Annotated in this window: 11 protein-coding genes; all 11 read right to left on the bottom strand. The window is 61.0% G+C overall.

What is annotated here, in order from left to right; all coding sequences use genetic code 11:
- The coding region (locus QMZ05_RS27560; RefSeq protein WP_353703619.1) for a winged helix-turn-helix transcriptional regulator at window positions 1-187 on the bottom strand (187 nt) is incomplete at its 3' end.
- A gap of 172 nt (window positions 188-359) precedes the next feature.
- Window positions 360-1,586 (bottom strand): ABC transporter substrate-binding protein, encoded by a 1,227-nt coding sequence (locus QMZ05_RS27555; protein WP_353703618.1) that lies wholly within the window; start codon window positions 1,584-1,586, stop codon window positions 360-362.
- 331 nt (window positions 1,587-1,917) lie between these two features.
- Window positions 1,918-3,402 carry an NADP-dependent succinate-semialdehyde dehydrogenase gene (gabD, locus tag QMZ05_RS27550; RefSeq protein WP_353703617.1) on the bottom strand — a complete coding sequence of 495 codons (1,485 nt, stop codon included), beginning with the start codon at window positions 3,400-3,402 and terminating at the stop codon, window positions 1,918-1,920.
- Window positions 3,403-3,408: 6 nt separating this feature from the next.
- The gene (locus QMZ05_RS27545; protein WP_353703616.1) at window positions 3,409-4,962 is read right to left on the bottom strand and encodes a class I adenylate-forming enzyme family protein; all 1,554 of its coding nucleotides are present in this window, start codon (window positions 4,960-4,962) and stop codon (window positions 3,409-3,411) included.
- 34 nt (window positions 4,963-4,996) lie between these two features.
- Window positions 4,997-5,749, bottom strand: a complete 753-nt coding sequence (locus QMZ05_RS27540; RefSeq protein WP_353703615.1) for a 3-oxoacyl-ACP reductase family protein — start codon at window positions 5,747-5,749, stop codon at window positions 4,997-4,999.
- A gap of 87 nt (window positions 5,750-5,836) precedes the next feature.
- Window positions 5,837-6,601: an enoyl-CoA hydratase-related protein gene (locus QMZ05_RS27535; RefSeq protein WP_353703614.1), complete on the bottom strand. Its 765-nt coding sequence runs from the start codon at window positions 6,599-6,601 to the stop codon at window positions 5,837-5,839.
- Window positions 6,598-7,086, bottom strand: coding sequence for an SRPBCC domain-containing protein (locus QMZ05_RS27530; RefSeq protein WP_353703613.1), 489 nt, complete (start codon window positions 7,084-7,086; stop codon window positions 6,598-6,600). Before QMZ05_RS27530 ends, QMZ05_RS27535 begins: the two co-directional genes overlap by 4 nt.
- Before the next feature lie 12 nt (window positions 7,087-7,098).
- Entirely contained in the window at window positions 7,099-7,557 is a 459-nt protein-coding gene (locus QMZ05_RS27525; protein WP_353703612.1) for a thioesterase family protein, read from the bottom strand.
- Window positions 7,554-8,705 carry an iron-containing alcohol dehydrogenase gene (locus tag QMZ05_RS27520; RefSeq protein ID WP_353703611.1) on the bottom strand — a complete coding sequence of 384 codons (1,152 nt, stop codon included), beginning with the start codon at window positions 8,703-8,705 and terminating at the stop codon, window positions 7,554-7,556. Before QMZ05_RS27520 ends, QMZ05_RS27525 begins: the two co-directional genes overlap by 4 nt.
- Window positions 8,706-9,017: 312 nt before the next feature.
- Entirely contained in the window at window positions 9,018-11,417 is a 2,400-nt protein-coding gene (locus QMZ05_RS27515) for a xanthine dehydrogenase family protein molybdopterin-binding subunit (protein ID WP_353703610.1), read from the bottom strand.
- Window positions 11,414-12,139: an N-acyl homoserine lactonase family protein gene (locus QMZ05_RS27510; protein ID WP_353703609.1), complete on the bottom strand. Its 726-nt coding sequence runs from the start codon at window positions 12,137-12,139 to the stop codon at window positions 11,414-11,416. Before QMZ05_RS27510 ends, QMZ05_RS27515 begins: the two co-directional genes overlap by 4 nt.
- Window positions 12,140-12,160 lie beyond the last annotated feature (21 nt).

Raw genomic sequence — 12,160 nt, 5'->3', positions numbered from 1 at the left:
GGCCTATGTCGGTAATCTCATACTTGACTGTCGGAGGAATGGTCACAGTTCTCGTTTCGATAATGGCGCCCTCTTGCTCAAGCTTATGCAGCGTTCGGGTGAGCGCGCGCTGCGGCATTCCTCCGACATCGCGTCTCAATCTGCTGAGACGCTTCGGACCGTCGCGCAGTTTCATGAGCACGATCATGCTCCAATCCCGTATTACTTTAGACAGAGCGGGTGGGAGGTCGCGACTGTGCCCGGGCTTCCGGATCATCAATGCGCATCGGTTTGTCGGCTTAACCAACCGACATACTTCGTTGGTGCCGCCTTGCATCCGGAGCGGCGCTATGCTCGAGCCGCGATGAAATCTGTACGGGTCATCCCTTCCTGACTAACGGACATACGCTATCTTTGAGAGGACGGAACGCCTGCTCACCTGGGATCACCTCGCGTAACTTGTAGAAGTCCCAATCACCTTTGGATTCCGACGGCTTCTTCACTTCATACACATACATGTCGTGCACCATACGCCCGTCTTCGCGGATGCGGCCGTTCTTGGCGAAGAAGTCGTTGATCGGCATCTCGCGCATCTTGCTCATCACGGCCTGGGCGTCGTCGGTGCCGGCGGCCTGAATCGCCTTCAGGTAATGCATGGTCGAAGAATAGTCGCCGGCATCGCCCATGTGGGGCATTCGCTTCATCCGGTCGTAGAATCGCTTCGACCACGCACGGGTCTCATCGTCACGGTCCCAGTAGAAGGCGTTCGTCAGCACCAGTCCCTGAGCTGACGAGAGGCCGAGCGACTTGATGTCGGTAATCCAGACCAGCAGTCCCGCCAGCGTTTGGCCGCCTTGCGGGATTCCGAACTCCTGGGCGGACTTGATCGAATTCACCAGCACGTTGCCGGAACCGGCGAGCGCCACGACCTGCGCTTTCGATGACTGCGCCTGCAGCAGGAAGGAGGACTGATCGGATGTCTCGACCGGATAGCGGACCGATCCGACGACCTGGCCGCCCATCGCCTTGACGACCGCCGAGGTGTCGGCCTCGAGCGCATGCCCGAACGCGTAATCGGCAGTGAGAAAGTACCACGACCTCTTGCCATCCTTGGCCAGCGCACTGCCTGTCCCGCGCGCGAGCGCGTAGGTGTCGTAAGCATAGTGGACGCTGTTGGGCGTACAGGCATCATTGGTGAGGCGGGATGAGCCCGAGCCGTTAATGATGGCGATCCTGTTCTTCTCTTTCGCCAGCTGAGAGACGGTGAGCGCGATCGAGGAGTTGATCAGGTTGGCGACCATGTCGACATGGTCAACATCCAACCATTTCCGCGCCAGCCCCGATGCAATATCAGGCTTGTTCTGGTGGTCTGCGACCAGCACCTCGATGGGCTTGCCCAGCACCTTGCCGCCGAAATCCTCGACGGCCATCTTCACCGCAGTCACCGCCCCTTCTCCGGACTCGTGGGAAAACTGACCCGACATATCGGTCAGCACCCCAATTTTGACGACGTCGTCGGAGATCGCAGCGGTTTGCGCGTTAGCAGCACAGGGGAAAATGACTGCCGCCGAAGCAGCGATAAGAAATTGGCGCACTCCAGCTTTCATTGCTTCCTCCCGTGGAAAACGACTGCGGCGATCTGCTCTACACAGGCAGCGCCACTATTACTTGCATAACTAGACTGATTTTCCGGAGAGAGTCAATCGGGGATAGTGTTGATCGAATCCGGCGTTGAATGGCGTCGCCGCGACGGCAGCCCGGCAGGGAAAATGCTCACCAGAGCGAGGTTTGAAATTGCGATCCCGAAGGCGAAGCCGGCGACGAAAGGCAACCAGGTCAGGCCGACAGCGTCCGCGCGAGCCGGACGCGTTTCAGAGTTGACTGAGGAGACCGGAGGTCAGAGCCGCCACACGGCGGCTGCGCCCGTTCACAAGAAGCTCATAACCCGCCAATGCAGAGATATTTGATCTCGAGATAATCCTCGATACCGTATTTGGAGCCCTCGCGCCCGTTGCCGCTTTCTTTCATACCGCCGAAGGGCGCGACCTCACTTGAGATGATCCCTTCATTGACGCCCACGATGCCGTATTCGAGCGCCTCGGCGACGCGGAAGATGCGGCCGATGTCGCGCCCATAGAAATAGGCAGCCAGGCCGAACTCGGTTGCGTTGGCGAGCTTGATCACCTCCTGCTCGGTGCTGAAGCGAAAGACCGGCGCGACCGGACCGAAGGTCTCCTCCCTGAAAATCAGCATGTCCGGTCTGGCATCCGCAAGGACCGTCGGCTGGTAGAAGGAGTGTCCGAGCGGATGGCGCGCTCCGCCTGTCACGACACGCGCGCCCTTCCCTACGGCGTCGGCGATATGCTCCTCGACCTTTTCGACAGCCGCCGTATTGATCAGAGGCCCGATAGTGACATCCGGCCCAAAGCCGTCGCCGACCTTCATTGCGTTGACTGCCTCGGTGAGCCGGCTGACGAAGGCGTCATAGACCTTGTCCTGCGCAAACAGGCGGTTGGCACAGACGCAGGTTTGCCCGGCGTTGCGATATTTGGAAGCCATGGCCCCCTTCACTGCAGCTTCGATGTCAGCGTCGTCGAAAACGATGAACGGCGCATTGCCGCCAAGTTCCATGGACGTGCGTTTGACGGTGGCGGCCGCTTGCGCCATCAGCTTCTTGCCGATCTCCGTCGAGCCCGTAAACGTGACCTTGCGTACGGTCGGATTGGAGGTCATTTCGCCGCCAATTGCACCGGCTGCCCCCGTTACGACCGACAGGACGCCCTTGGGAATCCCTGCACGTTCGGCTAACGCGGCAAGCGCCAGCGCCGAGAGCGGCGTCTGGCTTGCCGGCTTGACGACCATCGTGCAGCCCGCCGCCAGTGCGGGACCAGCCTTCCGGGTGATCATGGCTGCAGGAAAATTCCAGGGCGTAATCGCAGCGCAGACACCAATCGGCTGCTTCAGCACGATGATGCGCCGATCAGCGGAGAAACCTGGAATGGTGTCGCCGTAGACGCGCTTGCCCTCCTCGGCGAACCACTCGATGAACGAGGCGGCATAGGCAATCTCGCCGCGACTCTCCGCCAATGGCTTGCCCTGCTCGGCAGTCATGATGATCGCGAGATCCTCCTGATTGGCCATCATCAGGTCGAACCATCTCCGGAGGATTGCGGCACGCTCCTTTGCCGTCTTCGCACGCCATGCTGGCCATGCCTCGTCAGCGGCTGAGATGGCGCGGCGTGTCTCAGTGGCGCCCAAGTTCGGGACCGTCGTGAGTATGATGCCGTTTGCGGGGTTGGTAACTGTCAGCGTAGCACCGTTGTCCGCTCCAACCCACGCCCCCCCGACAAGGCAGGTGCTACGCAGCAAGGAAGGGTCCTTGAGCTCGGGGGCGGTGCTTGCGATCTTCACATTTGCGGTCATGCGTCACTATCCTGCAGATCTGGACTCGAACGCGGCGCGCAGTTTGAAGCGCATGATCTTGCCAGAGCCCGTTCTTGGAATCTCGTCGACGAACGAAACGCTTTCGGGCACCTTGTAGGATGACAGGTGTTTGCGGCAATGCCCGAGAATTGCTTCGCTGTCCGGCGAGGCCACGCGGCTCACCACAAAGAGAGCCACCACTTCGCCCAGGTGCTGATGTGGCACTCCGACGACAGCACAGTCGATCACTTGCTCGTGACCGCCGACGATCTCCTCAATCTCGGCCGGAGCGATATTCTGCCCGCCGCGAATGATCAGCTCCTTGAGCCTGCCAGTAATGGCCAGAAAGCCGTTCTCGTCGCTCCTTGCGAGATCTCCCGTGTGGTACCAGCCATCGCGCAATGCGGTCGCGGTCTCATCCAGCTTGTTGTGGTAGCCGAGCATTACGTTCGGTCCGCGAACGATCAACTCGCCCTCGGATCCCTGAGCGACGTCCTTCCCGTCCTGGCCGACGATCCGAACACTGAGGCCAGGGACCGGCAGGCCGCAAGACCCGAGCACCCGTCCGCCGCTCGGCCAGTTCATCGTGACCATGGTGGACGTCTCGGTGATGCCGTAGCCGTCCAGAAGCTTGATGCCGAACTTCGACTCGAATTCCCTGTTGAGTGGCGCCGGCATGATGGCGCCGGCGGACAGGGTGAGCCGTATCGCACCGAGTTTCAATCTGTCCTCGCCCTTGGTCGCCTCAAGCAGGTAGTGAAACATCGTCGGCACGCCCGGAAAAACCGTAAACTTGCCGGTCGACAGCAACCGAAGCACATCGCTCGTGGAGAACTTCTCCATAATGTATTCGCTCGCGCCAACCGCGAGGACACCAAGCACGGACAGATTCAATGCGTACGAATGGAATAACGGCAGTGGCGAGAGAAGGGTGTCGGTGTCCGACAACATTGCGATGGGAGCCCAGCACGATGCAGTGACCCATAGCATGCTGTGGGTCGACAGCAGGACACCCTTGGCGCGTCCGGTGGTTCCAGACGTATAGATGATGAACGCCGGCTCATGCATCGTGAGAGAGTCGCGCGGCGCAGAGACCGCTCTTTTCATCGCGAGGTCTTCGTAGCGATGGCCCTTGCCCTTCGCCTGGCCGCGTTCGATGAGGACGACTGTGCCGAGATCCGGACACTGCTGTCGGATCGCTTCGATGAAACCGGACCTCTCGTCGGTGGTGATCACCATCGAGCACGCGGCATCCTGCAACCGGTAGACGACTTCGCCCTCCGTTGCATCGTAGCTTATCGGGACGCTGACCGCACCGGCCCGGGCAATAGCGAAACAGGCTTCGACCCATCGTACGCAGTTAGGCAGGAAGATCGCGACCCGGTCGCCGGACCGGATCCCCAGATCGGCGAAATGGCCGGCAAGGTTTGCCGTTCGGCTCGCAAGTTCGCCGTAGGTGACCTTTCCCCCGGCGTCCTCGAATGCGATCTTTCTTCCACGCTCTCCCGCATGCCGCTGGATCAACACCGGGATGGGCGCAATCAGGTCAGTCTGCAGCATTTGCTCCTCCCTCCGCTCCGCCTTGCTTCCGGCCTCAGACCATGCTGAAGCCGCCGCTGATGCTGATCACCTGCCCGGTGATCCAGCCCCCATGCGGCGAAGCCAGCATCGTCACCATGGGCGCGATATCGTGCGGCTGGCCCAGTCGACGCAACGGATAGAATTTTGTGAGCTTCTCGCGATTGGCATCGACCCAGTCACGATCGTGCGCAGTCTCGATCAGACCGAGCGAGATCGTATTGGCCGTCGTACCGAAGCGCCCGAACTCCCGCGCAAGGGACTTCATCAGGCCGATGACGCCAGCGCGCGCCGCGGCGACAATCGCGAGGCCCGATTCACCTACGCGCGACGAGTCGCCGACCATCGCGATGATCCGGCCGTCACCGCTCTTTTCGAGATGAGGCGCTGCCGCTTTCGAGACATGGATCGCACCATAGAGACAGATGTTGATCTGCTTCTCCCACTCCTCGGGTTTTGTTTCCACGAAACGGTTGCGGAGTGCTACGCCAGCATTATTCACAACAATGTCGAGACGACCGAAATCCTTCGCGACGCTATCGACCATCTTCGTGACCGCGCCGTAGTCGGCAACATCGGCCTGGTAGGCGATGGCCTTGCCGCCGGCCGCTTCGATCGCGGCGACGACATTCGCCGCCTCATCCTTCGAACCACGGTAGTTCACGGCCACAGCCGCGCCCTCCGCTGCGAGGCTCAACGCAATTTCGCGTCCGACGTCTCGTGCCGCGCCGGTGACCAGCGCGACCTTGCCCTTGAGTTTCATGTCCATGAATCTGTTCCTTATCTACTGCCTGGATCTGATTGAAAGAGACGCCACCTGGCACATGCGGCCTACCGCACGGTGCCAGACTTCATGTCAGCACCATCTGAATTTCGGCTGTCGCTTTTCCGCAAACGCCTGACGGGCTTCACGGTAGTCTTCGCTATCCGAGGCGCGGTCGATCAGCTCTTCGGCGAGCGGCCCGTCACCGCCCATAGCAGCCTCGTTGAGTATGTATTTTGCTCCCGCGACCGACAGGGGCGCTTTTGACGATATCCGGGCGGCCAGGCTTTGCGCATCGCCGAGCGGATCGTCCGCGACCCGGTCCACGAGACCCATTTGGAGCGCGGCCCGGGCATCGATACGCTCCGCGGCGAAAAGGATCCGCTTCGCGTTGGTAAGGCCGACCAGCGACATGAGCCGGCGCGTGCTGCGCACTCCGTAGACGATGGAGAGATTGGCGGCCGGGATTCCCAGCATGGCTGTCGGCCTCGCGAAGCGGAAATCACAAGCCATCGACAGATGGCATCCGCCGCCGAGGCAGTATCCGGAAATCACACCGATCACGGGCTGCGGCGCGCCAGCGATCGAGTCCGAACAAGCGTCCACGGCAACCTCGTAAGCCTTGCTTGCGGGACCATCGGCCCTGACCTTGCCGAACTCGGCTATATCAGCACCGACGCTGAAGTCCTCCCCGGCTCCCGTCAGAATGATCGCCCTGACCGCCCGGTCTTGAGCGAGTTTCCCGAACGTTTCTGCCATACCTTTCCACATGGCAAGGGTCATGGCGTTCCGTGCATCAGGTCTGTCGATGGATACAGTCGCGACCCCGGCTTCGATCGACAAGGTGATATTCGTCATCTCAACCACGCCCTTTCAGGTGCCGGCCGATCGGCCGCCTTCGCTGCTCGCTCGACGATTTCGCGCAGGCTGTCGAGAAATCGCGTCGCGATTTCCTTTGCGGCAGCGTCGACCCTCCGCACACCCAGTCTCGTCAACCTCTGGCAAATTCTTGCCTCGGCGAAGTACGAAAGTTCGGTGCCTTCGGACGATTCATCGAGCCTGACTTTTGCCAGCCCTGTAACAAAGCCCCCCGCACCGGCATTCGCTTCGCCGGCTATGGTGCATGTCACCGGAGGTTCGACGTCGAACAGTCGAACCTCACCCTTGAACCTGGCAGCGATGGGTCCGATCGCTATTGCCGCCGTCGCAACACCCTGGCCGCTCGCCGTCCATTCGAATGTTTCGCAACCGGGAAGGCATTGCTTCATCACGGCTGAATCACTGAACGCCTGCCACAGGTGCTCTCTTGACGCCTTGAACCGCACTGTTCCGAACATATCCATCGCCGGTCCCTCTCAGGCTGCCACGGTGTGGTCGCGCGTCAGAAGTGGAACGATTGCTTCCTTCAAACGATCTGGCAAGGCGACTGGCTGACTCGTTGCCCGGTCAACATACACATGCACGAAGTGGCCTTGCGCGCATGCATCGTCGTCATCATCGCGAAACAGGCCAACCTCGTAGGTGATGCTGGTATTGCCCTGCCGGCCAACCCGAAGCCCCGCGTGCACGACCGACGGAAAGGATATTTCCTTGAAATAGCCGCACCTGGTCTCGGCAACGAGACCAATGACGGGACTATGCTTGATGTCCAGGACACCGCTCTCGATCAGAAACTGGCCGACCGCCGTATCGAAGAAGGAATAGTAGACCGTGTTGTTGAGGTGCCGGTAGGAATCGTTATCCATCCAGCGCGTCGTCATGACGCGAAAGTGCGCATAGTCCGAGCGGCGATGCGGACGCGCGCGTTCGGTCATAGCGCCTCTCCGTAGATGGCGAGCGCATCGTCGAGCGTCACCTCGCGCGGATTGTTGATGAGAAGCCGCTGCTGCTTCATCGCATCTTCGGCCAGCTGTGGCAGATGATTGTGCGATATTCCTACATCGCGCAGCTGCGTCGGGAGCTCCAGCGATGCAGTCAGGTTCGCCAGATAGTCGATCAACGCAACGCTGCGCTCGCGCAAGTCCCCCGTCTGGTCTGGTAGCAGCACGCCGGCGATTTCGGCATAAAGGGGTTCCGCGGCGACCGCATTGAAGCGCAAAACGCCTGGTAGAACGAGCGCGTTCGAGAGACCGTGCGGAACATGGAAGCGGGCGCCCACAGGGTAAGCCAGCGCGTGAACCGCCGCGACTGGCGCATTTGCGAACGCCATGCCGGCAAGCATCGAGCCGAGCAGCATTCCCTGGCGCGCCTCCCGGTTCCTCCCGTTGGTACAGGCCTCGTGAATGTTGCCGCCCAGCAGCCTCAGCGCTTCTTTCGCCAGGCAATCCGAAACGGGGTTCTTGAGGCGCTTTGAGGTAAATGCCTCGATCGCGTGCACCATGGCATCGATCCCGGTCGCCGCGGTCACGGCAGGCGGCAGTTTGAGCGTCAGGTCGGCATCGAGCACCGCCCAGTCTGGCAGCAATACCTGCGATACCACGCCCTTTTTTTCATTCTCGCCTGTGGTGACGATCGAAATCGGTGTGACTTCCGACCCTGTGCCCGCGGTGGTCGGGGCGAGGATCAAGGGAAGTCTGGGCCCCTTTGCAAGTCCTACCCCATAAATGTCAGGCAGCCTTTCCTGACCGACAGCGAGCAGCGCGATCAGCTTCGCCGTGTCCATCGAACTGCCGCCACCAATCGCTATGACCCCGTCAACTTTCGCTGAACGGGCGCGATCAACTCCGGACATGATGATTTGCTCTGGCGGATCCGCCTCGACATCAGTGAAGACCGTGGTGGCAATACCCGCCTGCCTCAAGCCTTCAAGCCCTGCTTTCAAAAGCCCGGCCGCAGCCACGCCCGGATCGGAGACCAGAAGGACCGATCGGCACCCCAGACCGAGCGCGAGTTCGCCGATGCGGGCGGAGGCACCCGGCTCAACGAGAGAGGATCTGGTCGACTGGAACGTGAAAGCCTGCACGCCGGACAATCCTCCGAATGAGCGCACCAAAAACGACTTTCATAACTGAACTACTTTTCCGGACGCGTGTCAACCGGCCCGGGGGGCGGAAGCGGCTTTGTTTTCAGCAGTGCCGCTTCGCGGCTGGCAGTCACCATTGCGCCGCAGTTCGGCCGGGAGACGCGCCGCAGGCTATCTCGCCCTGGTTCGCTGCCAGCCTTGCGTAAAAGCTGCGAACGCCAAAGAACGCTTCGCGAATGATCAGGAACGTCAGCTATCGATTAGATTCCTGACGGTCCTGGGAACCGGACAATGTCGTTCAGGCAAATCGCGTCACGCTGTTCTTGTCACCCGTGGATCGACCTCACGGCGATCCCGCAACATCTGGAAGATACGTTCGGGTGTCACCGGCAAGGTTTGCACCGAAACTCCCAGATGCGCGAGCGCATCATCTACTGCGTTGGCAATCGCCGCCGGCGCGCCGATCGTTCCGCCCTCGCCCATTCCGCGAAAGCCTCCGACATTGTTGGGAAGATCGGCTTCGATGTGAACGACTCCGATGTCCGGAACGCTCGTTGCGACCGGAACGAGATAGTCCGCAAGGCTCGCGGTAACCGCCTGTCCCTGATCGTCATGCACAATCTCCTCGAGGAGCGCCGCACCGATCCCTTGCGCGACCGCACCGTGAACCTGACCATCCACGATCATGGGATTGATGATCCTGCCGCAATCCTCGGCAACGACGTAACGAAGAATGCGAACGCCATACGTTTCCCGGTCCACCTCGACCATGGCAAGGTGAGTCGACGAGCAGGCCGTGCCGAGATAGGGATCATACGTCTCCGAGGCGACAAGGTCCTCGCGCTGCTTTAGCGGTATGCGTCCCATCTGCTTGTAGACCGCGGAGGCGACATCCCTGAGCGTCATTGTCTTGTTTGAGGCGCGGCTGCTGACGATGCCCTGGCTCATGTCGAGATCCTCGACGTTCTGCTCCATCAGATAGGCCGCGGCACGCAGGACCTTGGCTTTGACCACCCGCGAACAAAGGGTGGCGGCCCCGCCTCCAAGCACTGCGGATCTGCTGGCGTACGTGCCCGTCGACATCGGGACAAGCGAGCTATCGCCATGCTGGACTTCGACGTCCTCCAGCCTGCAGCCCAACTCGTCTGCTATCACCTGGGCAAGCGTCGTCTCCAGCCCCTGGCCGTGGGATGAAACGCCGAAAGCAGCTGTGACCGCACCGGTCGAATCTATCTCGATCTTCGAAGTCTCGGTTCCCGTATTGATGGGCATGCCGGGGGCAACGGATATCCGTGAGCCGATCCCTGTGAGTTCGGCGTAGCTACTAAGCCCGATCCCGACCCACCGCCCCTCGGAACGCGCACGATCCCGTTCGCTAACAAGGGCTGGATAATCGACATGGTCGCAGGCGCCCTGGAGGCACTCCTGGAATGCGGATTTATCCCAGATGATCCCGGACGCGGTTCGGTACGGGAATTCTTCGTCGCGCACCAGATTCTTCCGCCGGAATTCGACCGGATCCATTCCGATCCTGCGCGCGGCCATGTCTACCAGACGCTCCATCGCGAAAGTCGAGGACGGGCGTCCTACACCGCGATATGGCCCCGTCGGGGGCTTCGGCGTCAGAACACCCCGGATCCGACCGCGATAGTGCTCCATCCGGTATGGTCCCGGCATGAAGCTGACCACTTGCACCGGCTCAAGCGCGGCGGTCCAGGGGTAGATCGAATAGGCTCCAACGTCTCCGATCACGTCGGCACGCAGTCCCAGCATCGTGCCGTCGCTGTCGACAGCCAGTTCGGCCTCGATCAGCTCATCAAATGCCTGACTGGTTGCCGAAAGGTCTTCGAGACGGTCGCTCACGTACTTGACCGGCCGTGTCAGCTTGCGCGCGAGGATGCAGACGAGCATCTCCTCGCTGTAAAGAGATCCCTTTCCTCCAAAACTGCCTCCGACGTCCGGCGCGACGACGCGGACGCGGGTTCCCGGCAGATCAAGGCAGTCGGCAAGCACGTCACGGATGACGCCCGGAATGTTCGACGACGTGTGGAGCGTCAGCGAGCGCTTCCGTTCGTCCCATTCCGCGAGGTACGACCGGTTCTCCATTGATACCGCGGTCTTCCGGGTCATACGGAAACGGCCCTTCACCGTGACCGGCGCGGAAGCGATCACGCTGTCGATATCACCGCGTTTGAACTCCCTCTGGATGATCGTGTTCGTACCCGCTTCTTCGTGCAGAAGCGGCGCATCATCCTTGACGGCGTCAACCTGCCGGATCGCAAACGGCAAGGCTTCGTATTCAATCGAAATGTGTTCCAGTGCATCTTCGGCGGCGTAGCGGCTTTCGGCCAGAACAGCGACGACGGGTTCGCCGACGTAGCGCACCTTCCCTTCCGCCAATGGCCGGATCGGGGTGGCGTAGTAGCCTGGCATCCTGGAGCCCGGAATTGCCGGACTGTACTCACCCGCAATGTCCGTCGCGTCATAGATTGCGACAACGCCAGGAACGGAAAGGGCGTCTCCTGCGTCGATACGGATAATCCGGGCGTGCGGCTGATCCGATCGCCGCAGGGCGACATGAAGGGTCCCGTGCGGATTGATGTCATCGACGTATCGGCCGACGCCGGCCAGCAGCCGCGGGTCCTCGGTCCGCTTGATGCGTTCACCGACCAGTTTTGGTCGAAGCTCGATCGAAGGCTCGGGTCTGGTCATTCGTAGAACTCTGCCCCCTTCCGCAAATGCTTCCACTGCTCGTCGTCATGTCCGGAGACGACTGTTTCTCCGGCTTCACGCCACTTCCTGAACTCTGCGAGGGCCGCTGCAGCGAGGTCCATATTCCACGTGTTCCTGGGCGGGACACCGCTATCGATTGAACTCTGGAGGGGCGCTGCGTCTGACGCGAGCACGAAGGTTCCGTCATTGTCGAGACCAACGCGCGCGACAGTCGAGCCTGGCGTGTGCCCGGGCATCGGCACGAGCACCATTTTTCCGTCGTCGAACACATCGTGCTGGTTGTCGAAAGTCCTGAACCCTTGCGGCTGCTTCCATTCCCGAGGCAGGTAGCCCTGTTGTTCGGCGCCTTCGGTTTGCGCCGCCTCGAGCTCGGCTGCATGGCACAAGATTGTTGCGCGGCGGAAGTACTCGTTGCACCCGCAATGATCGGGATGAAGGTGCGAGCAGACGACGAGATCAATGTCGCCGGGAGTGAGACCGATCTTGCCAAGTTGATGCACCACGGTTTCTTCGGCTTTGAAAACCGGCATCATGACCCGTGAGAGCCCACCCCACCGGCGTTCCGGTTCGGTAGCAGCCTCTGGATTGCATCCCGTATCGAACAGCAGATTCGCCTGCCGGTGACGAACAAGCGCGGCGTGAACCGGAAGGTCGATCGTCTCGTCCTTCGCCGAGCCCGGCACGTAGATGGACCGTCTCATGCGCAGCCGTCCTCCCGGAAG

Origin of the sequence: Bradyrhizobium sp. INPA03-11B, from assembly GCF_040446015.1 — a bacterium.
GTDB classification, from domain to species: domain Bacteria; phylum Pseudomonadota; class Alphaproteobacteria; order Rhizobiales; family Xanthobacteraceae; genus Bradyrhizobium; species Bradyrhizobium macuxiense_A.
The sequence above is the reverse complement of the archived record's forward strand: the minus strand, read 5'-3'. Positions and strand labels throughout refer to the sequence as shown.